This window comes from Microbulbifer hydrolyticus (genome assembly GCF_009931115.1).
Taxonomy (GTDB): Bacteria; Pseudomonadota; Gammaproteobacteria; order Pseudomonadales; family Cellvibrionaceae; genus Microbulbifer; species Microbulbifer hydrolyticus.
This window is the reverse complement of record NZ_CP047491.1, coordinates 3,879,419-3,905,349: the sequence shown is the minus strand read 5'-3', so window position 1 is coordinate 3,905,349 and position 25,931 is coordinate 3,879,419. Positions and strand designations below refer to the sequence as shown.

The 25,931-nt window shown below is 57.8% G+C and carries 15 protein-coding genes; 10 read left to right on the top strand and 5 right to left on the bottom strand.

Going from position 1 to position 25,931, the window contains the following annotated elements; genetic code table 11:
• The first annotated feature begins 65 nt into the window (after positions 1 to 65).
• The gene (locus tag GTQ55_RS16435) at positions 66 to 2,411 is read left to right on the top strand and encodes a mechanosensitive ion channel domain-containing protein (protein WP_237567733.1); all 2,346 of its coding nucleotides are present in this window, start codon (positions 66 to 68) and stop codon (positions 2,409 to 2,411) included.
• 123 nt (positions 2,412 to 2,534) lie between these two features.
• The gene (locus GTQ55_RS16430) at positions 2,535 to 3,941 is read left to right on the top strand and encodes a rhomboid family intramembrane serine protease (RefSeq protein WP_161859702.1); all 1,407 of its coding nucleotides are present in this window, start codon (positions 2,535 to 2,537) and stop codon (positions 3,939 to 3,941) included.
• A 51-nt stretch (positions 3,942 to 3,992) separates the two neighbouring features.
• Here the strand turns inward: GTQ55_RS16430 and GTQ55_RS16425 are convergent, their stop codons facing one another.
• Positions 3,993 to 5,423, bottom strand: coding sequence for a tetratricopeptide repeat protein (locus GTQ55_RS16425; RefSeq protein ID WP_161859701.1), 1,431 nt, complete (start codon positions 5,421 to 5,423; stop codon positions 3,993 to 3,995).
• Between the two features lie 175 nt (positions 5,424 to 5,598).
• On the opposite strand from GTQ55_RS16425, the gene pepB reads away from it, so the two are divergent.
• Positions 5,599 to 6,888 carry an aminopeptidase PepB gene (gene pepB, locus GTQ55_RS16420; RefSeq protein WP_161859700.1) on the top strand — a complete coding sequence of 430 codons (1,290 nt, stop codon included), beginning with the start codon at positions 5,599 to 5,601 and terminating at the stop codon, positions 6,886 to 6,888.
• 191 nt (positions 6,889 to 7,079) lie between these two features.
• Positions 7,080 to 7,277, top strand: coding sequence for an antitermination protein NusB (locus tag GTQ55_RS16415; protein WP_161859699.1), 198 nt, complete (start codon positions 7,080 to 7,082; stop codon positions 7,275 to 7,277).
• Between the two features lie 161 nt (positions 7,278 to 7,438).
• Here GTQ55_RS16415 and GTQ55_RS16410 read toward each other — a convergent pair whose 3' ends face one another.
• Positions 7,439 to 8,962, bottom strand: coding sequence for a UxaA family hydrolase (locus GTQ55_RS16410; protein WP_161859698.1), 1,524 nt, complete (start codon positions 8,960 to 8,962; stop codon positions 7,439 to 7,441).
• 395 nt (positions 8,963 to 9,357) lie between these two features.
• On the opposite strand from GTQ55_RS16410, the gene GTQ55_RS16405 reads away from it, so the two are divergent.
• The 6 genes from GTQ55_RS16405 (at position 9,358) to GTQ55_RS16380 (ending at position 19,138) form a co-directional block, all read left to right on the top strand.
• The gene (locus GTQ55_RS16405; protein ID WP_161859697.1) at positions 9,358 to 10,095 is read left to right on the top strand and encodes a FadR/GntR family transcriptional regulator; all 738 of its coding nucleotides are present in this window, start codon (positions 9,358 to 9,360) and stop codon (positions 10,093 to 10,095) included.
• Positions 10,096 to 10,360: 265 nt separating this feature from the next.
• Complete coding sequence (locus tag GTQ55_RS16400; protein WP_161859696.1) at positions 10,361 to 11,800, top strand: glycoside hydrolase family 28 protein; 1,440 nt, start codon at positions 10,361 to 10,363, stop codon at positions 11,798 to 11,800.
• Positions 11,801 to 12,050: 250 nt separating this feature from the next.
• The gene (locus tag GTQ55_RS16395; RefSeq protein ID WP_161859695.1) at positions 12,051 to 14,696 is read left to right on the top strand and encodes a TonB-dependent receptor; all 2,646 of its coding nucleotides are present in this window, start codon (positions 12,051 to 12,053) and stop codon (positions 14,694 to 14,696) included.
• Positions 14,697 to 14,837: 141 nt separating this feature from the next.
• Complete coding sequence (locus tag GTQ55_RS16390; protein WP_202620638.1) at positions 14,838 to 17,351, top strand: glycoside hydrolase family 88 protein; 2,514 nt, start codon at positions 14,838 to 14,840, stop codon at positions 17,349 to 17,351.
• Between the two features lie 124 nt (positions 17,352 to 17,475).
• Positions 17,476 to 18,318 (top strand): 5-dehydro-4-deoxy-D-glucuronate isomerase, encoded by an 843-nt coding sequence (kduI, locus tag GTQ55_RS16385; protein ID WP_161859694.1) that lies wholly within the window; start codon positions 17,476 to 17,478, stop codon positions 18,316 to 18,318.
• A 28-nt stretch (positions 18,319 to 18,346) separates the two neighbouring features.
• Positions 18,347 to 19,138, top strand: a complete 792-nt coding sequence (locus GTQ55_RS16380) for a gluconate 5-dehydrogenase (protein ID WP_161859693.1) — start codon at positions 18,347 to 18,349, stop codon at positions 19,136 to 19,138.
• A 230-nt stretch (positions 19,139 to 19,368) separates the two neighbouring features.
• Here GTQ55_RS16380 and GTQ55_RS16375 read toward each other — a convergent pair whose 3' ends face one another.
• The 3 genes from GTQ55_RS16375 to GTQ55_RS16365 all read right to left on the bottom strand — a co-directional run bounded on the left by GTQ55_RS16375 (position 19,369) and on the right by GTQ55_RS16365 (position 25,784).
• Positions 19,369 to 20,859 carry a mannitol dehydrogenase family protein gene (locus GTQ55_RS16375; protein WP_161859692.1) on the bottom strand — a complete coding sequence of 497 codons (1,491 nt, stop codon included), beginning with the start codon at positions 20,857 to 20,859 and terminating at the stop codon, positions 19,369 to 19,371.
• Between the two features lie 211 nt (positions 20,860 to 21,070).
• Positions 21,071 to 22,498, bottom strand: a complete 1,428-nt coding sequence (uxaC, locus tag GTQ55_RS16370; RefSeq protein WP_161859691.1) for a glucuronate isomerase — start codon at positions 22,496 to 22,498, stop codon at positions 21,071 to 21,073.
• A gap of 379 nt (positions 22,499 to 22,877) precedes the next feature.
• Entirely contained in the window at positions 22,878 to 25,784 is a 2,907-nt protein-coding gene (locus GTQ55_RS16365) for a TonB-dependent receptor (protein WP_161859690.1), read from the bottom strand.
• Positions 25,785 to 25,931: the final 147 nt, after the last annotated feature.

The window sequence follows — 25,931 nt, the reverse complement described above, 5'->3', positions numbered from 1 at the left end:
TTCTGGCGGAGCCAGAAGCGCAGGGACAGGGGTACAGAAACAGAGGTACAGGGACAGTCTCATACATGGGAGTTTTCAGCGCCGCCCATATTCCGCGCTTCATTCCGCGCTTCTCGCGCTTACCTCGTTTTACCGCGATGCCTTCACGCGCGCTGCTCGTGTGCCTGGGGGTGCTGTGTCTCTGCCTGCTGATTCCCTCCCTCGCCAGCGCGAAACTGCCTTCCACCAAGCCGGAGGAATTCTCCCCCGTCATTCCCGACTTCAATAACCTCTCTGCGGACTGGTGGACCGACTGGCCGGACGTCACTCTCGATGAGCGTGAGCAGTGGCTGACCGAGGTGGAAAAGGCCTGGAAAGACTGGAGCGTTTCTCTTCCGGAGGAGGCGAAGCTCGCGGAGCAGGTCAAGACGGTCAATCTGCGCTTCAACGATATCCGCAAAATATGGAAAAAGCGCAAAGAGCTGAAAAAGGTCAGCATCCTGCCGGACGTTGCCTTCCCGGCCGATCCGACCGTATTGCAGTGGGCTGAATCGGACGCGGCAACCGCTCGTGGGCGACAGCGGTTCGATGGCTTGCGGCTGGAAAAAGCGCAGACCGACGAAAACGTCACCCTCTCGCTGAATCGCTTTCGGGAATCCGTGAGTGCGCTACGTGAAAAAAAAACCTCCGATCCCGGGCACTTAAAAGCCACCCTGAATGTGTTCCAGGCGCAGGTCAGTCACCTGCAAGTGCTCGAAGAGCAGAGCATGATCAACGAGCAGATCGCGCTGTGGGATGAAGAGCTGAAATACGCGGATGCGGAACTGACACGCATGCTGAAGGAGCTCAAGTACAGCGCGGATGCGGCGAAGAAACTGTCAGCAGCGCGTACCGAGGAAAAGTCGGGTCTCGAGGAGTTGGTGCGGGAGCGCAGCGATAGCCAGAACCTGATTTTCGAAACCTCCGATGCCGCTGTCACCATGCAGCAGCAGATTCAGATGATGAATTACAGCGTGGAAGCGCTGGAAAACCGTCTGCAACTGCGCAAGCAGGAATTGCTGCTCGCGATGAACAGTGTGCTGAACGATGCGGTCGAACAGGAGAAGCTCTCCTTCAGCAAAGACCTGATGAGCAATGCCGAGACCGTCCGCGATAACCTGACCCGTCAGCTCAACGTGCGCCAGCGCCAGATCGTCGCCTGGGTGGGTGAAGACAGCAAGGCCATGCGCAAGTGGTGGCAACAGTTTGAAAAGGTCGGCAGCGGGCTCGTGCGAGTGCGTGACATGATCGACGATGTGCGACGCTACGAAAAGGCCCAGCTTTTTGTGTATCAGCGCCAGCAGGGCTGGTGGCGGACGATGGGGGACCGGCTGGTATTGCAGTTCCAGCAACTGCGTACCAGCTGGCGTAACCTGGCCAACTACGAACTGTTCGCCGTCAGCCAGCAGCCCATCACCCTGAAAGACATCGCCAAGATGATCCTGGTGATTCTCGCCGCCTGGGCCTGTTCGCGGATACTCAACCTGATTCTGCGGCGCATGGTGCGCAAAAGCCGCACCAGTGAGCAGGCCGCCTATACCCTGTGGCGCGTACTGAATTACTGCATCGTGCTGATCACTTTCGTGATCATTCTTGCCATGGTGGGTCTGGATACCTCCAAGCTGACGCTGATCGCCGGTGCTCTCTCCGTAGGTATCGGCTTTGGCATGCAGGCGATATTTTCCAATTTTATCTCCGGCATCATCCTGCTGGTCGAGCAGCCCCTGCGGGTGGGGGATCTGGTGGAGCTGGAGTCGGGGGTATTCGGGCGTATCCGCGATATCAACGTGCGCTCGACCCGCATCACCACGCGCGATAATGTGGATATTCTGGTGCCCAACTCTGAGTTCGTGACCGGAAGGGTCACCAATCACACCCTGGAAGATCCGGTGCGCCGGATTCACGTGACGTTTGGTGTGGCTTACGGGACGGATCCGGAGCAAGTGCGCGAGGCCGCCATGGCCGCTGCCGAGCGGGTGCCGGTGACCTTCAGTAACTGGCAGCGCAAGACCGAAGTTTGGCTCACCGGTTTCGGTGACAGCTCGCTGGATTTCAAGCTGGTGGTATGGGTCAACAGTAACGCGGTGTCGTCCCTCGGCGATCTCAACGCGCTGTATAACATCGAGCTGTTGCGGGAGTTCAATCAGCGAGGTATCGAGATTCCATTCCCCCAGCGGGATCTGCATGTGCGCAGCTGGGGGGAGCAGGAACCGCCCCCCCGGGAGGTTGGCAGTGCTCCGGACACAGAGCGTGTGGATCCCCGGGAGCCGCTGCCTGACGAGCGCCGGGGCTCCGCCGGAATCGAGGACTGGCCCGGGGAAGGCGGCGATACCGGCGATGGTGAAAGTGGGGGTGACGGCGGAGGTGACGGTGGTGGCTCCCCCGGTCATTGACGCAATTCACCACCTGTTTGCCGCAATAGGGGTGGCGGGGGCTGGTCATATTTTCCAGCCCCTGTATTCTCAGCGGATCGAACCCTTAACCTTATTACCGCCAATCGAGCCACAGGTCCGCCCTTGCTGATCATACCCATCCAGAACAAGCCCGACTGGCGTCGCCCGCCCCTGGTCTGTTTTGCCCTGATTCTCGTCAACCTTCTGGTCTTCGTTCTCTACCAGAGCGGCGATGAGGCGCGCTGGCAAGCGGCGGAGGAATTTTACTTCTCCAGCGAATTGCCCGCGCTGGAGGAGCAGCGGTTCTACGAGTTTGTGCAGGTGGAAAAGCCGGAGTGGCGCAGTCAGGCGCAGGGCGCGGGAGAAGAGTTTATCTACGAACAGCTGTTGTGGAGCCATGAGTTCCACAACTGGCTGATGCCACAGCTGGCGCAGGAAGGGGAGCAGCAGTGGCTCGCCCAGCGAGCCCGGTTCGACGAAATGCGTAACCGCCTGTCCAGCTTCGCTTATGGACTGACACCGGCGGAGCCGACCTTGCAGGGGCTGTTCGGACACATGTTCCTGCATGGGAGCTGGGAGCACTTGCTGGGCAACATGATCTTTCTGCTGTTGTTTGGCCTGTCGGTGGAGCTGGCACTGGGGGCGGCCTGGTTTATCGGTCTGTACCTGCTGGGTGGCCTTGCCGCTGCCGGACTGCACATGGGAGTGGAAGCGGGCAGCCTGATGCCGGTGATCGGGGCATCCGGCGCTGTGTCAGCGGTGATGGGCATGTTTGTGGCGGTATATGGTGTGCGCCGCCTGCGGTTTTTCTACACCCTCGGATTCGCGTTCGGGGAATTTACCGCACCGGCGCTGCTGGTGTTGCCTCTGTGGCTGGGAAAGGAAGTCTTTGGTTATTTCTTTGGCAGCGACAATATTGCTTACTGGGCGCACTTTGGTGGGCTGGTGGCCGGCTTTGTGGGCACCATGCTCCTGATCCGGCTGCGCCCGGGCCGTGAAATTCATGTGGAGGAGGACCTGCCGCCCACTCCGGAGCAGCTGGCGCTCGCCCGTATCGAGTCGCTGCAGAACAGCGGCAAGCTGGTGGAGGCTGGGCAGGCGGCGGCCAGTGCCCAGCGCCAGCACCCTGAGTCTCTGGTTCTGGTTGAAAAGTCCATCGAGCTGAGCGCCCTGGCGCCGCAGAGCGAGGCCCACCACAAGGCCTGGCTGGCATTGTTCGCGCTGGCGCGGCTACCGGGACAGGATTTTTCTCCGGTGGCAGACGGCGTTGAGCGCTACCTGCAGCTGCCCGGCGACCCGCGTGCTCTCAACACCCGTGTCTGCCTTATTCTGGCGCAACGGGCGGCAAAGGAGAAACGCTGGGTTCTGGTGGAAATCCTGCTGCAGCGGCTGCAGCAGAAAGAGCAGCGTCACCCGCTGATGGCACGTCTGGCCAATGGCCTGGTGGATCATTACCGCCGCTGCGGTGATGAAGAGCGCGCGCGCAAAGCTCAGGACTTTGCCCGCACCCTGCGGCCTGCGACGATATAGCCCCGGGCCGCAAATCACAGAGCGATTTACGCCAATAGTCGCACTACCCGGTTATGCTGGTTGAGCGCTCTGTTCCACAGCCAGAATTTTTTCCAGTTTCCGCACCTCTCCCATGACCTGGCTTTTGGGGAATTGCTTCCGCACAAATGCCAGCAGCTTGCGGCTGTTGTCGGTGCGGTTGAACCCATCCATATAGATTTTTGCCAGCAGCAGGTACGCGCTATCCAAGCGGGTGTAGTGCGGGTCTTCCTTGTGCAGGTTGTTGATCAGCCCCAGGGCGGGTTTGAACTGGCCCTGGCGGTAAAGAGCCTCGGCAATCTGGTGGCGTAACAGCGACTTGTCGATGGCCGGTGCGCCGTGACTACTGGACAGCGCGAGATACAGCTCCGCAGCCTTGTGGGCGTGATTCAACTTGATGAACCGCTCCAGCAGGTGGGGGCCCAGCTCGCGCAATGCCTTTTTATCGTCGGTGGCGAGCAGCAGGCGGAAGTAGCGCTCGTTCAACGCAATGTCGTCCGGTTGCTGGCGCAGAACGTTGACCAGGGCCTTACGCGCCTCATCGTGGCGACCTTCCCGCAACAGGATGCCGGCATCCGCCAGGGCCTTGCGCCGCGAGAACTCCAGCTCCTCCAGAAACTCCTCGTCTTCCACCTGCGCAACCACACCCAGCTTACGCTGCCGGGTCAGGCAGATGTAGCCCATCATGGCGCTGGTGACGATGGAGAAATAGCTGGTGAGAAAGGCCAGTAGTGGCAGCAGCATCCACACCGGGAGCTTGTCCGCCACTACCGGCAGCAGATAGGCGGGTGCCGCGGACACGGCACTGGTGGATAGCCATAACAGCCAGTAAGGCCAGCCGATGATCAGGGTGAACTGCAGCAGCTTGAGCGGGTTTATCGCCGCGCGCATGCTGTGCTCCAGCGCCAGCACGATCATCGCCGCCGGCGCGAGTAACGACAGGGCGATGGAGTATACCTGCACGGCACTCTCGCCGAGCCCGGCGAACAGCGCCCCTGCGCCACCGGCCACCAGGATCATGCCGATGACCTTGGCGAAAACGGCCGCACTGCGGCCGTCCTGGGCGTCACCGAAGGTCGGGGCCTCGAGCTGGCCACCGGCCAGCTTTTCAATCACCAGCAGGTTGTAGCGCATCACCACAGCAAGGGTGGCCACGAACACAAAGATCGACAGCAGGCCGAGCCCGGTCATGGCGAGGGCGGCGACGGCACAAATGGCCGATACGGTGAGCGGTCCGGAGGTGAGGGCGTAGCGAAAATAGAAAGAGGCCATCTGCCAGAAGGGTTTGGCCTTGTTGCTCGCACCGACGTTTTCCAGGCGGTTGTTGCACAGGGTGCATTTGGGGGTGGACTTGTAGTAGTTGTCCACCGAGCCGGGGACGCAATCACCGCAGTAGTCTTTGCGGCAACCGGTACATTGCCAGATGGCATCTGCACCGGAGTGATAGTGGCAGCTTGTTCCCATTTTGATATCCCCGGTCTTCCCTGTCGTGGTTTTTAACCTGCAAAGTGTATCGGCACCATCCCCAGTGGCGCAATGTGCCAGCCCCGGCGGTGCAAACCACCACTTGCAGGCTGCTAGACTGACCCAATAATGTGTACCAGACACTTTCCTTCCTTTACTAAATCAAGGTGTACAGATGACAACAGCGATGCAGGTACGGCTGGACAATACCGCGGCGGCGGACCACTGGGGTAAAAATGCTCTGTTGAGTTTCAGCGAACGCGAGGCCTGTATTCACGCCACCGAGGCCACCGGCGGCACCCTGGTCGCCGTACAGCGCGCCGCGCGCCGTCTCGACGGTATGGGGGTGACGGATATCGCCCTCACCGGCGACAACTGGGATTTGGAAAGCCGCTGGAGCTTCTGGGCCGGTTACTACAACCCCAACCGCAAGAGCAGTCTGGACTGGGGGATCGGCGAAGGCGATGAACGCAAAGAGCTGGACGCGCGCAAGGCCGCCAGCATTTGGGTGCGGGAAATTACCAACGGTTCCCCGGAAAACATTTTCCCCCGCGCGCTGGCGGAAAGCGCGGCAGACATGCTGCAGAGTCTGGCTCCGGATGCGGTGAGTTACCGTATCGTCTCCGGCGAAGAGTTGTTGGATGAAGGCTTTATGGGCATTCACAACGTGGGCCGGGGCAGTGTGCGCGGTGGGGCCATGTTGCAGCTGGACTACAACCCCACCGGTGATGATGCAGCGCCTGTGGATATCTGCCTGGTGGGCAAGGGGATAACCTTTGACTCCGGCGGCTACAGCATCAAGCCATCGGCGGGTATGGCGCATATGAAATCCGATATGGGCGGTGCGGCAATGGTATCCGGCGGCTTGGCACTGGCCATTGCGCGCGGGCTGAAAAAACGTGTGAAGCTCTACCTGTGCTGTGCGGAAAACCTGATCTCCGGCCATGCCTTCAAACTTGGCGATGTAATCCGCTACAAGAATGGTGTGACTGCGGAAATTCTGAATACGGATGCGGAGGGACGCCTGGTGCTGGCGGATGGTTTGATTGAAGCCAGCGAACAGAATCCCCGCTACATCCTCGATGCGGCAACCTTAACCGGTGCGGCAAAAATGGCGGTTGGGCGCGATTACAATTCGGTATTGAGTTTTGAAGACGAAATGGCCGAGAAGGTGTTGAGCGCGGCGAAATCTGAAAACGAAAAAGCCTGGCGTTTACCGCTGGAAAAATTCCACCTGGAGCAGATTCCGTCGGGCTTTGCTGAGATCGCCAACGTGGGCATGGATGGCACACCCGGCGCCTCAACGGCGGCTGCCTTCCTGGCGAAGTTTGTGCGCGATGAAGGTCGCGGCTGGGTACATATGGATCTTTCCGGGTCTTATTTACCCGGGCCGAATGATCAGTGGGCGCAGGGAGCCAAGGGCCACGGGTTCCGGACTATTGCCCGGTTTCTGTTAGATAACTGATGTATTGTGGTACCGCTTAGTTGACCGTGTGGCGGCAGAGCACCGGGTATCTGTTTTCAAAACCGCTGTGAATACATCCCTGTACGCTGCGTCGGCGACGTCCCTGTCGCCGACGCTTTTGAAAACAGATACCCGGCACGCTGCCTTAGATTCGCGCTTCGGTATTTTATTGAGCTGCTTGGGAAGGGATTATGGAAGAGTATCAGGTAATGATTCAGTCGCGGGAGTGGCTGGTAGGCTGGGGAACACTTTCCCTGATCAATGCAGGCTTGGCTCAGGGGAAAAATCGTAGCGGTCTTATATGGTGGATTCTGAGCCTGATTTTTGGCCCGTTGGCCACACTGGTTCTTGTGTTGCTCAGTAAAGCTCCAGCTAAGCTGCATGATTAAATCCGAAGCATAATAAATACGTAGCACTGAACTTTAATGAATCCCCGGTGCCTTGCTGTCACCGGGCTGGGTTCAAAGCACTCATGCCACTAAATTTGGCTGCCCTAAAAACAAAAAAACCGGCACAAGGCCGGTTTCTTAAAATCAACTCGAAGGGGCAGCTAGACCACCGCTCCGAGATGCCAGGGCGCAAATTCATTATCTCCATAATCCAGCTTCTCACTGGCACTCTTCTCGCCAGAGGCAATCGCGAGCACCTGCTGGAAAATCATCTCACCACATTCCGCCACGGAATAGCGTTTGTCGAGAATCCCACCGCAGTCGATATCCATATCCTCGCGCATACGCTCGAACAGATGGGAATTGCTCGCCAGCTTGATACTCGGTACCGGCTTGCCACCGAAGGCAGAACCGCGGCCGGTGGTGAAGCAGACCACATTTGCACCGCTTGCCACCTGGCCAGTAACGGACACGGGATCAAACCCGGGGCTGTCCATAAACACCAGGCCTTTCTTGCGCACCTGCTCCGCGTACAAATAAACATCCTGCAGCGCCGTCGTACCACTCTTGGCCTGGGCGCCGAGTGATTTTTCCGCGATGGTGGTCAGGCCGCCGGCCTTGTTGCCCGGAGACGGATTGTTGTTGAGCTCGACACCGTTCATCTGCGTGTAGTTTTCCCACCACGCGATGCGGTCAACCAATTTCTGCGCGACCTCCGGAGACGCTGCGCGGCGGGTCAGCAGGTGTTCGGCGCCGTAAATCTCTGGCGTTTCTGAATAAATAACCGTGCCGCCTTGGCGCACCAGGATATCTGCCGCTGCACCCAGGCCCGCGTTTGCGGTAATGCCGGAGTAGGCGTCACTGCCGCCACACTGGACCGCCATCGTCAGTTCCGACGCGGGAATAGGCTCGCGTTGACAGGCGTTTGCCGCAGGCAACATTTTGGTCAGGCGTTCGATACCGGCTTCGATTGCCGCGCGGGTACCGCCCAGCTGTTGAATGGTCATTACCTGGAAATTGTCGCCTTCCTGGAGACCGGTCTCGCGCATCAGGCTGGTAATCTGCATCGCCTCACAGCCGAGGCCGATCAGCAGAACGCCGGCGAAATTCGGATGGGCAATATACCCATGCAGGGTGCGCAGCAGCGTCTGGTAACCTTCGCCGGACGTGGACATGCCACAGCCGCTGTCGTGGCCCAGCGCCACAACGCCATCGATATTCGGGAAATCGCGCAGCTTGCCGCTGTCGCGGAAGTGGACAGAAATCGCGCGGGAAACGGTAACCGAGCAGTTAACGGTAGAAACCACAGCCAGGTAATTGCGGGTACCGGCCTTGCCAGTCGGGCGGCGGTAGCCCATAAACGTGGCGCGCTCTTCCGGTGCCACCAGCTCGGTGGGGAAATAGTCCCGGCAGAACTCATGCGCAACCTGGTGGTTACCCGCTTCCATATTGAATTCGTGTACGTGGGTGCCGGGAGCAATGTCCTCCCGCGCAAAACCGATAACCTGGCCGTATTTGATGACCGCTTCACCGGAGCGGATAGCGCGCACGCACACCTTGTGCATCGCCGGTACATCAGAAACCAGCGGCATCATGCTGCCCGCCCAGTTCACCAGCGTGCCCGCGGGCAGGGGAACCTTGCTGACGGCGACATTATCGTCGGTATGTATATGAATGAGATCCATCTTGTCCTGACTCCGCTAATTCGGACTCGCGGTCAGTTGTCGTTATGATTGGTTGCAATCTAACACTATATTGGTAAGGCCGCAATCGGAAGCATAGTTGAATTTGGTAAGACTGTAATGGCAATATCTGTGTTGTGGTGGTTAAACCCGTTCTGTTAAACTGCACGATCGGTTTTTGAGCCCTCATCTTGTGTGGGGGCAAAAGAGGTGACGGCCAAGGCGGACTGGTCAGGGTGTTTTGGTTTCGTAACGGGCTGGCGGATGAGGCAGTGGCGATAAGCCGGCCAGGCTGGTCCGGCAACCTGGCCCGGAACGTTGCGCAGGGGTAATTCCCCCGCGTGCGGAATATAAATAAAGAAGAATAGTTGCAGTTATTAACGCAGGAGAGTGGCTCGATGCAAGGTGCCCGACTTTATCAACAGGTAGCCGAAAAGCTGGCTGCCGCTATCGCCGCCGGTGACTACCCGGCCGGCACACGCTTGCCCGCTGAGCGCAAGCTTGCCGAGCGCTTCGAGGTGAGCCGACCCACCGTGCGCGAAGCCATTATCGCGCTGGAACTTGCCGGCTGCGTCGAGGTAAAAGGTGGCTCGGGCGTTTACGTGACTGACTCCGAAGCCAGTACCTTCGCTGCCGGTGAAAGCGATATTGGTGCGTTTGAGATTCTGCAGGCGCGTATGATGTTCGAGGGTGAGGCCGCAGGCCTGGCTGCGCGTGAAATGAGTGAAGCCGAAGTGGCGGAGTTGGCCAGTATCCTGGATGAAATGATTGCAGAGAACGCCTCTGACTCCAGCGCAGAAGTGGCGGACGAGAAGTTTCACCTGCACATTGCCCGCTGCACGCACAACGATGCAGTTGTTTCCGTGTGCGAGCACCTGTGGAAGCTGCGCAACAATTCTTCCGTATCTGCCCGCATCCTTGAAAAGGTGCGTCAGGTCGGTTCAAAGCCGCGCATCGAGGAGCATCGCCGTATCCTGGAAGCGATTCAGAACCGAGACCCTGAAGCCGCGCGCAATGCCATGCGCGATCACCTGCAGCGCGTGGTGCAGCAGTTGCTGGACGCAACCGAGGCCGAGGCTCTGGAGCAGGCCCGCCGCGAGATGAGTGCCGCGCGCCAGAGATTTGCGCTGCCCTGACCCCCTGCCTCCCTGCTATTTCTTGCAAGCCGGCCATTTGTGCCGGCTTTTTTATGCCTCTTTTTTAAGTCTGATCCGACGAGCATGTGGTGCACCCGGGTACCAGTTTTACCCCGGATTTGACTGCGTGGTTGTTGCCCTCCAAAAATTGGTATGACAGTATTGGCCAAAATTTAATACTGGTCTTGCCACACAGCTGGCGAAACCGCATGCGATGAGCTTTTCCCTACCTAACCAGTACAACAATAAGCCCCGGGAGATATTTATGACTGGACTCAACCGGCGAGTATTCTTGCAATCTCTGGTGGCCGCTGCGGCGGTGCCGGCAATCCCTGGGGCGCTTTCCCAGGCCGTGGCCATGAGTCGCCCCCCGCGGGCCCAGTACAACGGCCCCTGGGCGCAAGTGCCGAAGATCCTGTCCGCAATCAAGCTGCCTTCTATCCCGGCGCGAGACTTCAACCTGAAGGAGTTCGGGGCCACGGGGGAGGGTGAGGACGCCAGCGCATTCTTTGCTGCAGCGATCGAGGCCAGCCGTAAGGCTGGCGGCGGCCGTGTTGTGGTGCCTGCGGGCAAATATCGCACCGGCCCGATTCACCTGGTTTCCAACACCGAGCTGCACGTCGCGGAAGGGGCCGAGGTTCACTTTATCCCCGAGCCCGAGCGTTACCTGCCGGCGGTCAAAACCCGTTGGGAAGGCATGGAAATGATGGGGTACTCGCCGCTGATCTATGCCCACAAAGCGGAAAATGTCGCGCTCACCGGCAAAGGCCTGATCGACGGTGGTGCCGACTGCGACACCTGGTGGCCGTGGAAAGGCGCGAATACCAAGTGCGATAACAGCTCGAACGAGGGTGATACCCAGCACGCGGCGCGCGCGAAGCTGATGGAGGAGATGGAGGCCGGGGTGCCGGTGGCCGACCGCCACTATGCGGAGGAGTCCTTCCTGCGTCCGCCGCTGGTTCAATTTTACGAGTGTAAAAATGTACTGATCGAGGGCGTCACCCTGGAAAACTCGCCGTTCTGGGTAATTCATCCGGTGCTGTGTGAAGGCGTTACCGTGCGCGGTGTGACTACAAGAAGCCACGGCCCCAATTCCGACGGCTGTGATCCCGAGTCCTGCAAAAACGTTCTGATCGAGGATTGCCTGTTCGACAACGGTGATGACTGTATCGCGATCAAGTCCGGGCGCAACGCGGATGGTCGCCGGGTCAATGTCCCCACCGAGAACGTGGTGGTACGAAATTGCCAGATGCGCGACGGTCACGGCGGCCTCGTACTGGGCAGCGAGATTTCCGGCGGCGTGCGCAACGTATTCCTGGAAGACTGTGTGATGAGCAGCCCACACCTGGAGCGCGGCCTGCGCATCAAGACCAACGCCATGCGCGGTGGCAATATTCACGATATCTACGTGCGCAACCTGACCATTGGCCAGGTGAAGGATGTCATCGTCATCAACTTCTTCTACGAGGAAGGCGACAAGGGCGACTTTGATCCGAACGTGTACAACATCCAGGTAGAGAACCTGGTGTGTAAACAAGCCAACCGGGCCTTCCAAATCCGCGGATTCGAGCGCGCCCCAATTCGCGGTCTGCAGATTTCCAATAGCCGCATTGACCAGGCTGGCTCTCTTGGCGTGATCGAGGAGGTGACTGGCCTGACCGTGAATAATGTCACGATCAATGGTCAGGCCTTTAAGCCCGGCTGATTAACCCGCGTTAGTCCCTCCTCCAAAGCCCTCCGGAAGGCGGCCAGTGTTGGCGTATACACACTGGTTCAGGGGGCTTTGGCGCGTTACTCTTCAATCCGAGGGGAAAAGCCGTAATATTGGCGAAATTGGTCTGCCAAAAAGTTGCCAGTTGGTAATCCGTGTGCGAATATCGGTTTGCTTTGATAATAAGCGGTATTACCAAAAACAGGTTTTACCAAAATAAAGACGATAGGCGGAGATGAGAGTCATGAAGACCTTCGAGCTAAAACCACTCACGCTTGCTATGGCCATTGTTGCGGTGCCGGCCTTTGCGCAAGAGTCCAATTCCAACCTCGACGATGCCACCCTGGAAGAGATCACCGTAACGGCCAGTTACCGTGACAGCCTGGCAAAAGCCCTCGACCAGAAGCGCAATGCCGTTGGAAGCAAAGACGCCATCCTGGCGGAAGACATTGCCGATTTCCCCGATCTCAACCTGGCAGAATCCCTGCAGCGTATTCCTGGTGTAGCCATTACCCGTGACGCCGGTGAGGGTCGTAACATTTCCGTGCGCGGCCTGGGTGCGCAGTTTACCCGTGTGCGCATCAATGGCCTGGAAGCCGTCTCCACTACCGGTGGTGCTGACTCCTCCGGCGGTGCCAACCGCGGCCGCTCATTTGACTTCAACACCTTTGCTTCCGAGCTGTTCTCCAATCTGACCGTGCACAAGACTTCCTCCGCCGAATTGGATGAGGGCTCCCTGGGCGCTACCGTGGATCTGAACACCGGTCGCCCGCTGGATTACGACGAAAGCTTCACCTTCGCCGCCAATGGCCAGATGGGTTACAACGATCAGTCCTCGGAGGCGGATCCGCGCACCTCTTTCCTGGTTTCCGGTAAGAACGAAGCGGAAACCTTTGGCTGGCTGGCGACTTACTCTTCCTCCAAGCGCAATGTGCTGGAGCAGGGCTTCTCTACCGTGCGCTGGACCGCCAGTGAAGAGATCGCCAACTGTTCTGCCTGTGCCGACGATGCCGAACTCGCAGCACTGAACGAAGGTTTCTTCCCGCGTATTCCCCGTTACGGTAAGTTCACCCACGAGCAGGATCGCCAGGGCTTTACCGGCACACTGCAGTTCCGCCCGACTGACCGCACCGAGATCCTGGTGGACTACCTCACCTCGGTATATGAAGCGACCCGTGAAGAGGAATTTGTTTCCGTCAGTTTGAAGGACGGGGGTAACTATCCAGAATACGACGTTACCGACTACACCATCGACGGTAACGGCACTATCACCTCCATGACCGTAAACAATTACGATCTGCGCGTGGAGCATCGTTTCGATGAGCTGGAAACCAAGTTTGACCAGTTCTCCATCCGCGCTTCCCATGAGTTTACTGATCGTCTGCGCGGTGATGTACTGTGGGGTGGGTCCGAGTCCAACTACAGCAACCCGATGCAGACCACTGCTATCGTGGATGCGATCAACGTCCAAAACAGCTTCACCTACAACGCGACCACAGCCGGTGGCAGCATCGACTTCGCGGACTTCGATACTGCTAACCCGAACAACTTCGATTTTGTCGAGTTGCGTCACCGTCCCAACACTGTCGACAACAGCTTCGACACTGTGGCCCTGAACCTGGAGTTTGACCTGAATGACCAGATGACCCTGTCTGGTGGTGTGTCTAACAAAAGCTTCGAGTTTGACGTAGAAGAAAATCGCGCGGGGCCGAAATTCAGTGACATCTCCGCGGCTACTCTGCAGGGCGGCAGCACCAGCATGAACGGTATCACCTGGTTCTCACCGGCTGTGCAGTCCACTCTGGATACCTACTCTGCGGAAGTTGCGGCCAGTATGGCGCCGCGCGCTCGCGATATCCGCAATGTGCGCGAGGACGATACCGGTTTCTACCTGCAGCTGGGCTGGACCGACCTAGCCGGCTTGCCGCTACGCGGTAACTTCGGCGTGCGCCACGTCACCACCGAAACCCAGTCTACGGGCTACACCGAGCTGAATGACGAGCTGGTGCAGGTGACTGTCGAAAACGAGTACACCGATACCCTGCCTTCGCTGAACCTCGCTTACGATATCAACGACGACATGATCGCCCGCTTCTCCGTAGCGGACGTCATGTCCCGCCCGGGACTGGGTAGCCTCACGCCTGGCGGTAGCATCGACCAGTTCAACGGCAAGGTGAGCTACGGCAACCCGCTGCTGGATCCGTTCCGCGCGCGTGCCTACGACATATCTTATGAGTGGTATTTTGCCGACGATGCGGTGTTTGCCGCGGCTTACTTCTACAAGGATGTCGATTCGTTTATCACCAGCACAACCGACAGCGACCGCCCCTGGTCTGACACCGGTCTGAATGCTGACCTGCTCACCGACGAAGGTACTTACGGCGCAAGCGATAGCTGGGAAATTGCCCGCAACATCAACGGCGACGGCGGCGAACTCTCCGGTATCGAACTTCAGTACCAGCAGGCGCTGTTCGACAACTTCGGCGTGATTCTGAATTACACCTACGTGGAATCAGAAATGAACTACGCCAAGCCGGGCGAAGAGCCGGTACTGGATTCACTGGTGGGCATGTCTGAGAACACCTACAACACCACCGCGTACTACGAGGACGAGAACTTCAGCGCGCGTATCTCTTATGCGGTACGTGATGACTACCTGACTCGTGCACCGAACTCTGCCCGTAATGGCAACGACACCGAGTACACCGAAGGTACTGCCAACGTCGATTTTGTAGCCAGCTACAACGTCAACGATAACTGGAAGCTGAGCTTCGAGGGCATCAACCTGACCGATGAACCAAACCGCCAGATGATCGACTCTTCCGGTCGTATCGTGGTGGATCACACTTACGGTCGTCAGTACTACGTAGGTGCTCAGTACAAGTTCTAATCTGAATTGAAGGTTAAGAACTGAGAACAGCGGCCGGGTGCAGGGATCTGCCGGTGGAGACATCGGCGCATGGATTCGAATTCGCACCCGGCCGTTTTTCGATTTAACAACAGAATAAAACCCGAACTCGTGGAGACGTCTGTGAAACTGTTTGACAAGTCCATCCGCAACCACCGCCTGACGGTAATTGCTTTTGCGATGACCGCAGCAACCCTTGCCGCTTGTGGCGAGAAAGCCGCTGAAACATCCGCGGAACCAGCTGCAACCGCTGCTCAGGCAGAAAAGCCGAGTGCCATTGCAACGCTGGAGCTTTCCAATCCTTCGGCTTTCCCGCGTCTGGACGAAGCAGTTTACCTCAGCTACTACGAACTTGGACTAAAGGCCGGTTTTGCCGCACCGATCGCGGTGTGGAGCCAGGCCGAACAGATTCCCGTGCAGGCCATCGACAAAGACGCCGATGGCAGCAAGGACGGCATCATTTTCACTGTGGATGTGGCCGTCGATGAAACCCTCAAGCTGCGCATCGCCGAAGCTGATGTCGCGGCAGAAGCGATTGCCAAACGCACCCAGGCGGAAATTTCCCACAAGGTGGGCGGTGAATGGGTCGAGCGTGAATACAAGGGCGGCAGCTTCCAGAATGTCAGCACACTGTCCGTGCCGGAAGCACACACCGATCACTCCTACTTCATCCGCTACGAAGGTCCGGGCATCGAGTCTGATCTGGTTGGCTACCGCGTTTACCTGGACTGGCGCAATGGTTTCGATATTTTCGGCAAGCAGACTTCGCAGCCGGTACTTCAGAACGTAGGCCAGGACGGATTCGATTCCTACCATGAGCCCGCCGACTGGGGCATGGATATTCTTAAGGTCGGCAGCTCCGTCGGTGTCGGTGGCTACGGCTACTGGGATGGGGAAAAAGTCATCCGCGTGAGCGACGTGCAGGACTGGCAGGCTGATATCACCGAAAACGGTGACCTCTACTCGTCCTTCAAAATTCAGTACAAGGGCTGGAAGCCGACCGAGGACATCCAGACCGACCTGACCGCGGTACTTTCCATGCACGCCGGCAGCCGTCTGGTGGAAGTGAATGCGAAGACTAGCGAGGAGCTGGACAACCTGATTGCCGGCGTCGTCAACCACAAGGGTACCGACCTGATCGTGGGGGACATGGATATAACAGGCCATGCCTACACTTACATCGGTACCTACGGCCCGCAGAGCCTGGACGGCGCCAATCTGGGTATGGCCGTGCTGGCCAAGCGCAAGGTCATCGACGAAGTCACCAAGGATGAACACAATCAGGTTGCCATCCTCAAGCCAGCCGGCAATGAAGTGCAGTACTACTTTGTGGCCGCCTGGGCCAACGAAGTGGAAAGCGAGCAGGGCCCCATTACCACCAAGGCCGAGTTTGAAACCTACCTGAAACAGGAAGCGGAAAAGCTCACCATGCCCCTGCGCCAGCGCCTGACTACTGCAGCAAGCGAAGCGCAAACCGATCAGCCGCTTACCGCCGAGGTCGCGCTGGAGTGGAGTAAGAAACTGGCGGATTCCGAGCTGGAGCGCAAAACCCTCGACTATCGCTTCGGCGGTTACGATCACATCCGCAAGCGCCCGTCTTACTTTGAGTACACCACCGGTATGGTGCTGCAGGCTTACGACGAGCTGAACCAGGTTGCGCCGGAAGCGCGCTATGCCGATGCGGTACAGACTGTGATGGGGTCCTTCGTGAATGAAGACGGCAGCATCAACGGCTACGTGCAGGAAAAATACAACATCGACAGTATCCGCGCCGGCACCATGCTGCTGCGACTGTACGAGCGCAATCAGGATCCGTCGTACAAGAAGGCCGTCGATACCCTGTTCGAGCAGCTGGAACATCACCCGCGCACGTCCCAGGGCGCCTTCTGGCACAAGAAGCGCTACCCCTACCAGGTGTGGCTGGATGGGGTCTACATGGGTATTCCGTTCCTCGCCCACTACGAGCAGCTGATGCACGATGAGCCCAATGTGGAAGAAGTGCTGGCGGAATTCAAAGTGGTCAATGAAATTCTCAAGGATCCAGAGACCGGTCTGTTCTACCACGCCTGGGATGAGAAGCGTGAGCAGGTGTGGGCGGATAAAGAAAGCGGCCTTTCTCAGTACCACTGGGCTCGCGGCATGGGTTGGCTGGCGATGGCGCTGGTGGACGTGCTCGACTTTATTCCGCAGGAGAACACCGAAGAACGCCAGTACTTGCTGGACATGATTGCGGAGATCGCTCCGGTGATCGAGAAGTACCAGGATCCGGAAACCGGCACCTGGTGGCAGATCATCGACAAGCCGGGCAAGCGTGCGAACTACCTGGAATCCACTGCCAGCACCATGTTCACCTATTTCTATGCGAAGGCGTTGAACCAGGGCTACCTGCCAAAAGACCAGTACCTGGATACCGCGAAAAAAGCCTATCAAGGATTACTGGATGAATTTGTACAGGTACATGCGGACGGCACCATCAGCATCACCGACATGTGTCAGGTGGCCGGCCTCGGTTACGGCCGCGATGGCAGCTACGAGTACTACATGAGTGAGCCGATCTACGACGACGACCCCAAGGGCACCGCGCCGTTTATCACTTCCAGCGTCGAGATGTACAAGCTGCTGAAATCTGAATCTTAAAATTTACCCGAAGGTTCCCGGTGCTACTAACTGGCGCCGTGGCGGTTCTGCTGGCCGGCCACCAGAACCTGCGCATTCAGGTGCTGTAGCAATCTGGAACCTTGATGTACAACAGGGGAAAAATATGACCACCAATTTCGAAGAGCGTTATGCCAGCCATCCGGCTGACTATGTGAACTACGGTACCGAGCGTCTGCGCGATGAATTCCTCGTGCCGAAACTGTTTACCGCCGACACAGTGAACCTGACCTACACCCACGTGGATCGCATGATCGTCGGCGGTGTGATGCCGGTCGACTCCGTAGTGAAACTCGAAACCGTTGACGCGCTGAAATCCGATTATTTCCTCGAGCGTCGCGAGCTGGGCATCATCAATATCGGTGGCCCAGGCTGCGTGGAAGTGGACGGAACCGTCTACGAAATCGGCACCAAGGAATCCCTGTACGTCAGCCGCGGTTCCCAGGACGTGAAGTTTTCCAGCAATGTGAAAACTGCGCCGTCCAAGTTCTACATTCTGTCCACGCCCGCACACCGTGAATTCCCTACCACCAAGGTTGGGCAGGGCGACGCGCAGGTGATTGAGCTGGGCGCGAGTGAAACCTGCAACAAGCGCACCCTGCGCAAACTGCTGGTTAAAGATGTGCTGCAAACCTGTCAGTTGCAGATGGGCATGACCGAACTGGCTCCAGGCAGCTGCTGGAACACCATGCCATGTCACACCCACAGCCGTCGTATGGAAGTGTACATGTACTTCAATCTGCCGGAAGACCAGGCTGTGTGTCACTTCATGGGGCCGCCCCAGCAGACCCGTACCATCTGGATGCAGAACGAGCAGGCGGTGATCTCCCCGACCTGGTCACTGCACTCCGGCGTTGGTACCAGTAACTACACCTTTATCTGGGGTATGGCTGGCGAAAACCACGACTACGACGATATGGATAAAGTACAGCCGACAGAGCTGCGCTAATCCGCCAATACAAAGTTTGGAGTTTGTTATGTCCAAATCACTTTTCGATCTCACCGGAAAAGTCGCGCTGGTAACCGGCGCTACCCACGGCCTGGGCATGGCCATGGCGGAAGGGCTCGGCAATGCCGGAGCCAAGCTGGTCATCACTGGCCACTCCTCCCAGGAAAAGCTGGACAACGCCGTTGCCGCATTGCGTGAAAAGGGCCACGATGCCCACGGTTACCTGTTCAACGTCACCGACGAAGCCGTGGTCAATGACATGGTGCCGGTGATCGAGCAAGAACAGGGGCCGATTGATGTACTGGTGAATAATGCCGGTATTATCCGCCGTGTTCCGCTGCTGGAAATGGAGCTGTCCGAGTGGAACAAGGTGCTGGAAACCAACCTCACCGGGGTGATGGTAATGACTCGTCCGGTGGTGCGTCGCATGATCGAGCGCGGTGCGGGCAAGATCATCAATATTTGCTCGATGATGAGTGAGCTGGGGCGCGACAGTGTTTCTGCATATGCGGCAGCCAAGGGCGGCCTGAAGATGCTGACCCAGAATATGGCTACCGAGTGGGCGCGTCACAATATTCAGGTGAACGGTATTGGTCCGGGCTACTTTGCCACCGCCCAGACTGCGCCGATCCGCGTTGAGGGTAATCCGTTCAACGAATTCATCATTGGCCGTACACCGGCGGGCCGCTGGGGTAACCCTGAAGACCTGCAGGGTGCTGCGGTATTCCTGTCATCGAAAGCCAGTGACTTCGTCAATGGCCAGGTAGTTTATGTAGACGGCGGTATTCTCGCGACCATTGGCAAGCCGTCAAACGAATAGTGGGCCTGGTAAACCTGACTTCAATCGACAAAAAAATCCCGCGGGGTTAGCCGCGGGATTGAAAAATGTTTCCAAGGGAAATCCTCAATGAGGAAGGGAAACTAGCGAGAAAAACTCAGTAACTAAAACAGTTAACAACTAAAACACCGTATAAGACAAACTGTTGATTCCCGAAGGAAAGTCCGGCGCCTTCGCCGGTGGACAAATTTCGCTCTTAATAAAACAGATAATTAGAGGTCGCCGAACGCCTCTTCCACACAGGCCAGTGTGCCCTGCGCGTCGAGCTTGTTCAGCCAGTTCACCACGGCCTGTTGCAGCGCAACACTCTGCTTCAGGTCGTTACCGAATACCGGCGTAAAGGCAAGGAAGCTTGCCGCCAGTGCATCGTTACCCTGAGGCTTGAACTGATCGCAAATGGCCTTCAGTTCCGCCGCCAGTGGGTCGGACACCTCGATGGTCTCGCCTTTCTCATCCACTGCGGATACATAGCGAATCCAGTTGGCCAGGGCAAAGCTCAGCACCTCGATAGGGCCGTCATGTCCCAGCTGATGGCGCAGGGTACCAAGCCAGCGCTGGGGAATCTTCTGCGAACCGTCCATAGCGATCTGCCAGGTGCGGTGGCGCAGGGCGCGGTTCTCGAAACGCTCGATCAGTTCTGCCTGGTAGGCAGCAATATCAAAGTCTGCCGGCACATCAATGGAGGTAGTCGCTTCGGTTTTCATAAAGTGCAGTGCCAGCTTGTTGAACGCCGGTACCGCCATAACGTCTGCGACTGTCTCGCAACCGGCGAGATAGCCGCTGTAGGCCAGCATGGAATGGCTGCCGTTCAGCAGGCGCAGCTTGATCAGCTCGTAGACTTCCACATCATCCACAAGCATTGCACCGACTTTTTCCCAGGCCGGGCGACCGCGCAGGAAATTATCTTCCACTACCCATTGGGCAAATGGCTCTGCCATCACCGCCGCCTCGTCACGGCAGCCAAGAATTGCTTCCAGCTCCTCGCGGTCCGCATCGGTAGTGGCCGGCACAATTCGGTCGACCATGGTGGCCGGAGTCGTAGTGTTCTCGGCAATCCACGCCGCCAGCTCACCGTCGACCTGCGCTGCATACTGGGACAACACCTTGCCCAGCAGCTTGCCGTTGGACGGCAGGTTGTCACAGGACAGCACGGTAAAGCCCGGCAGACCGCGCTCCTTGCGCAGCGCCAGCGCGCCGACGATATAGCCCAGCGCAGACTTCGGGCTCTGTGGGTTGGCCAGATCGTGCACCACGTCCGGGTGCTGCGGATTCAGGTTGCCGCTGGCCGGATCGTGGCAATAACCTTTCTCGGTGATGGTCAGGGAGACAATACGCACGCTCTCCTGAGCCAGCAGCTCCAGCAACTGCTGCGGGCTTTCCGGGCCCACAAACACATCGCTCACTGCGCCGATGATCTGCACCTTGGTGCCCGCGTTGGATTTCTCCACCACGGAGTACAGGCCGTTCTGCGGCACCAGCTGATCGCGCACACCGGCGGAGCGCAGGCTCGCGCCCACAATGCCCCAGTCTTTCTCACCCGCGGCAATGCGGTTTTCCGTGTACCAGGCCTGATGCGCGCGATGGAAAGCGCCAATACCCATGTGCACGATGCCGGTGGTGACCTCGTTGCGGTCATAGGCCGGTTTGATCACCTCAGCGGGTAGGCTTTCGAGAATTTCGTTATTGAGTCTTTGTTGGCTCATTTTTTTCTACTCGGTTGACCGAATCTGTATTCGCTTACGAAGTATTGCGCTCTGCATTTAAGCAGGAGTGCCGGGGATCTGTTTTCAGAAGCGTCGCAAACAGGATGTTTGCGCCGCAGCGCCCAGGGATGGGTTCACAGCGGTTCTGAAAACAGATCCCCGGTGCTCCGGCGCCACGAAGGCAGGCCAGAGCACCAGCAAGCTACGAAGTTCAGAGCTTGTAGGCTTTCTTCGCCAGGTTGTAGGCGAGGTCGGTGGCCAGTTCGAAGGCTTCGTCTTCCTGCAGGCGGTGGTCGGAGACCAGCTGCGCCAGCCATACGCAGTCCATACGGCGCGCCACGTCGTGACGGGCAGGGATGGACAGGAACGCGCGGGTGTCGTCGTTGAAGCCGACGGTATTGTAGAAACCGGCAGTCTCGGTTACCTGCTCGCGGAAACGGCGCATACCTTCCGGGCTGTCGTGGAACCACCAGCTCGGGCCCAGCTTCAGTGCCGGGTAGTGGCCTGCCAGCGGTGCCAGCTCGCGGCTGTAACTGGTCTCATCCAGAGTGAACAGAATGATGCTCAGCTCCGGCTCATTGCCCACCGCTTCCAGCAGCGGCTGCAGCGCGTGTACGTAATCGGTCTGCGAAGGAATATCGCAGCCCTTATCGCGACCAAAGCGCTCGAACACCACCTTGTTGTGGTTGCGGAAAGAGCCCGGGTGAATCTGCATCACCAGACCATCCTCGATGCTCATGCGCGCCATCTCGGTCAGCATCTGACCGCGGAACAGCTCCGCATCTTCCGCACTGCAATTGCCTGCGCTCACCCCTTCACAAACGCGACGGAACAGCGCCTCCGCCTCCGCCGCAGACAGGTTGGCGGTTGTGGCAGTGGGATGACCGTGGTCGGTAGAGGTCGCACCCATCTGCTTGAAGAACTCGCGACGATTGCGCAGCGCCGCCAGGTAGCCGGGCCAGGTAGAAGTATCTTCGCCGGTGATCTCCGCCAGCTGTGCCAGATTATCGGTGAAACCCTCGAAGTCGGGATCCAGCACCGGATCCGGGCGGAACGCGGTAATCACGCGGCCTTTCCAGCCACTGTCCAGGATTTTCTGGTGATGGCGCAGGTCGTCCAGCGGGGATTCGGTGGTCGCGATCACCTCGATATTAAAACGCTCGAACAGCGCGCGCGGTAGGAACTCCGGCTGGCGCAGGTAGCTGTCGATGCGCTCGTAGTAGAGATCGGCAGTCTCCGAACTCAGCTGCACATCCAGCTCGAACACATCGTGGAACACCGTATCCAGCCAGGTGCGCGACGGGGTGCCGCGGAACAGGTGGTAATTGTCCGCGAGCAACTGCCAGATCTTGCGCGGGTCCTGCTCTACTTCGGAACCATCCTGGGTGCGGATGCCGAGACTCTCCAGCGGGATACCCTGGGAGTAGAGCATACGGAACACATAGTGGTCCGGGCGGATCAGCAGGTTGGCGGGGTTGCCGAATGGCTTGTTCTCGGCAAACCACGACGGATCCGTGTGGCCGTGGGGGCTGATGATCGGCAGGTCTTTTACGCTCTCGTAAAGTTTGCGGGCGATATCCCGGCTGACTTTATCGGCCGGAAACAGACGGTCGGGATGCAGGATCAGAGGGCGTGTCATGTAGGGTGCTTCCAGATTTCGGGTTTGCCATTTGGAGCCGGGGGCAGTGCCCGGTTCCGCTTATTGTTGTGTGATTTCACCACCGCTGCGAGCGTGCGTTGCCCGCCCCAAAAAGAAAAAGCCCGGCTCGCGGCGCAACAGGCTGTGCGACGGGAGCGGGCGGCGTGCGCAAATAAAGGCAGAGGGGGCCAAACCAGCCCCCTCGTACCGGCTGCGCCAGGCGATGGAGAAACCTCGATGCTTTTCTCATAGGCTTCATGAGGAGCAGCGATTGTTACCATGTTGCCAAAAATTGGTTATACCAGTCAACTATTCTGGTAAGGCATTTTCGGGCTTTCTGGCTGGTTTGGGTCAATCCGCCTATATGTATGGAGGTTGGTTACATTTTGTACTGCACGCCAAAGAAGTAGCGCGCCCCGCTGAACTCAACGCGATTGTATCCACCCTCAGCAACCCTGTACTCGGTATAGGGTTCGTTGGTCAGGTTAATACCCTGTAGTTTGAGCTGAAGACTTTTCGTCAGCCGGTAGGACAGTGATAGATCCAGAGAGCTGGTATCGTCGACAAACCGGTTCGTCTGACCGAAATTACTTCCGAAGGGTTTCAGGTAGTCGGAACGATACTTATAGGAAAGACGACTGGTAAAGCCGTAGTTCTCCCAGAAGACCTCAGCGTTATAACTCTTCTTCGAAAAGCCCGGCAGGTTGGCTGCGGAAATAACCACATCGTCGGTGATCTCAGAGCCGTTCTCGAAGTAGTCGAAGTCAGTATCTGCGATGTTTAGTCCGGCGAGTACGCCCAGCCCATCCAGGGGTTCCGGAAGATTGCTGAAGGCGTGTTGAGCGGTCAGTTCAATGCCCGAAATACTGGAAGGTTCATTGCTGTTCTGAATCAGTCCATCCACGTTCATCGCGAGCATTTCGCCGTTGATCGCAAAGGACTCCTGAACTTCGCTCGCGTCAGCCACTTCCAGTCCGGCTTTGAACTTCTTGTAGTAGTAGGCACCGGACAGCATGGAATCTTCCGACGGATACCAGGCAAGTGAAAGGTCGAAGTTGTTCGATTCAATCGCCTCAAGGTTCGGGTTACCCAGCGCCGTTACTGAACCACTGTCAATTGCGGACTGGATGCTGGAGAACTCCTCTTCGCCATCGCCCAGGTCCAGGTCGCGACCTGCACCCATCCACCACATATCGGGCCGTGAAATGGCGCTGTAGGCCGCAGCACGCAGTTGCACCGTTTCTGTCAGGCCGAGGTTGACGTTAATGCTGGGCAAAATGTTCAGGTAGCGATTGCCGTAAGACTCTTGAGTGAGAGAATCCGAAATTTCCGTAATCAGTATGCTGTCATCAGAGGCGTCGGCAGGTGTACCCGCGTCATTATTGGTGACCGCATAGCTCTGGCGATAGCCCACGGATTCGATATCGGTCTGTACCGCCCTGATACCGATATTACCCGATACATCGATACCGCCGACCTGAGTGTAGTAATTGAGTTTTACAAAGGCAGATTGTACTTTTTCGGTCAGATTCACGTCGCCGGCACTTGGGTCCTGTGGACTAAGTGCCCAATCTTCATCGCCAAGCATCAGTTCGTAGGCGCACAGCGTGTCGTAGGTTGCCCACTGGTCAAAGCTGCTGCCTGCGTCCTCACCGTAACCTTTTTGCGGATAATCGGTAGCGCATTCCTGGGCGATGACAGACACATCAGCGAAGTTTGTGTCCGTGTATTCCGTGCGGTCTTCTCCGTAATTGTTGTGCTCGTGGGAGGACAGGCGGAAGCCGGCTTCAACGGACTTGATCAGGTCGCCGTCGATGTCGTAAACACCACTGAAGGCGATCGCCGAAATATCATCATTGACTTCCAGTTCACCGTAGCGCGCACGCTGGTTGGCACCATAGAAGCTGTAGTCGTTCAGGATGCTGGTATCCAATGCGCTTTCTGATGGGTTCTCCGGGTCCTCGTACAGCGTGACCGTCGCCCACTCGTCGCCGCCAGTGCCACGGGTATCAAAGTCGTACCAGACACGATCGGAGCGGAAACGGGTTTGCCAGGTTTCCTGGTAGCGGGTGGTGGCGGAATAGGACAAGTCTGCGTTCAGTACGAGTCGATCCGTTGCCGCAAATTCGAAATTGAGTCCGCCACCCACGTAGTCTTCATCGCGCTCGCGGAACTCGCCGTAGCTGCTGACGCGTGACTCGCCGGTGTAGGAGGTCAGGGCGTGCGCATCGTTGGTGCTCCAATTACTGATCCGGCGGCGACCGTCATCGAAGTAGAGATCGTGGCGATCTTCATAGTAGAAACGGTTGGACCACTGTGCGTCTGCGGTGATGTTCCATTTATCGGTCGGCTGCCACTGTAGCGTGGTCATGACCGCATCGCGGGTTTCTTCCGACTCCATTTGGCGGAAGTAAAACGAATTGGGGATAAAGTAGTAATCGCCCTCTGCAGCCGGACCGCCGTTCGCCGCGGTGTTGTCGTCACTCCAGGAACAGTTGCTGCCGCCATCGAGGAAGCGGTCGGAGTTACAGTTGCGCAGCGTGGAGCTGGTATTGAAGCTTTCTTCGGGGGTGGAAGAGTCGTGACCGGCATAACCGATGGCAAAGCCTATGGTACCGATGTCGGTATCAAATACGTCGGTGAATGAAATGGAACTCCGATACCCGATGCCGTTGTCACCATCCAGCTTCGCGTCGTACTCGTTGTAGTTGCCTTTCAGTTCCGCCTGGAACCGCTGCTTGCCATAGTCGATAGGGCGAATGCTCTGCAAATCGATGAGGCCTGCAACACCGCCTTCGAGTAAATCAGCGGATTGTGACTTGTACACCACAGCGCCGTTTACCAGCTCTGATGGGAACTGTGAAAAGGCGACCGCGCGGTTGCCGCTGCCGGACGAAATTTCGCGGCCGTTGTACGTGGAATAGCCAAGAAACGGCCCCAGGCCACGGACGGAGATCTCGCTGGCATTGCCTTTAAAGCGATCACCGGTTACGCCGACGATGCGCTCAAGGGTTTCCGCCACGGATAAATCTGGAAGGCTGCCCATTTCTGCAGCGGAAATCACGTCGACGATGGTTTCTGCATCGCGTTTGATGTCAATCGAGTTGCGCAGCGTGTCGCGCAGGCTGCCCGTTACGGTAATTTCTTCAAGCTCCTCCTGCTCACCACTGCTCTGTGCCTGAGTCAGGGATGCATTAAAGGCGACGGATGCGATCGTCAGTGCCAGCAGGCGCTTGGAAAATTTCGCGCGCGCGGTGACAGGGATATGCTGATTGTGGTTGTTCATCAAAGCTCCTGCGTATTTATTTTTGTCTTTCACGTGTGTGTACCCGCCCCCTCCGGAGTGCCGCAATTTCGCCGGTGGCGGTGTGATAGCCGGTGCCAGTATGAATCATGATTGGCTGATGGTAAAGTGGTATGACCATCTTACATG

Coding starts and splice junctions, on each gene's coding strand:
- GTQ55_RS16375 (WP_161859692.1), bottom strand. CDS start 20,859: ATGAGCCAACAAAGACTCAATAACGAAATTCTCGAAAGCCTACCCGCT.
- GTQ55_RS16395 (WP_161859695.1), top strand. CDS start 12,051: ATGAAGACCTTCGAGCTAAAACCACTCACGCTTGCTATGGCCATTGTT.
- GTQ55_RS16400 (WP_161859696.1), top strand. CDS start 10,361: ATGACTGGACTCAACCGGCGAGTATTCTTGCAATCTCTGGTGGCCGCT.
- uxaC (WP_161859691.1), bottom strand. CDS start 22,498: ATGACACGCCCTCTGATCCTGCATCCCGACCGTCTGTTTCCGGCCGAT.
- GTQ55_RS16425 (WP_161859701.1), bottom strand. CDS start 5,423: ATGGGAACAAGCTGCCACTATCACTCCGGTGCAGATGCCATCTGGCAA.
- kduI (WP_161859694.1), top strand. CDS start 17,476: ATGACCACCAATTTCGAAGAGCGTTATGCCAGCCATCCGGCTGACTAT.
- GTQ55_RS16410 (WP_161859698.1), bottom strand. CDS start 8,962: ATGGATCTCATTCATATACATACCGACGATAATGTCGCCGTCAGCAAG.
- GTQ55_RS16380 (WP_161859693.1), top strand. CDS start 18,347: ATGTCCAAATCACTTTTCGATCTCACCGGAAAAGTCGCGCTGGTAACC.
- GTQ55_RS16365 (WP_161859690.1), bottom strand. CDS start 25,784: ATGAACAACCACAATCAGCATATCCCTGTCACCGCGCGCGCGAAATTT.
- pepB (WP_161859700.1), top strand. CDS start 5,599: ATGACAACAGCGATGCAGGTACGGCTGGACAATACCGCGGCGGCGGAC.
- GTQ55_RS16415 (WP_161859699.1), top strand. CDS start 7,080: ATGGAAGAGTATCAGGTAATGATTCAGTCGCGGGAGTGGCTGGTAGGC.
- GTQ55_RS16435 (WP_237567733.1), top strand. CDS start 66: ATGGGAGTTTTCAGCGCCGCCCATATTCCGCGCTTCATTCCGCGCTTC.
- GTQ55_RS16405 (WP_161859697.1), top strand. CDS start 9,358: ATGCAAGGTGCCCGACTTTATCAACAGGTAGCCGAAAAGCTGGCTGCC.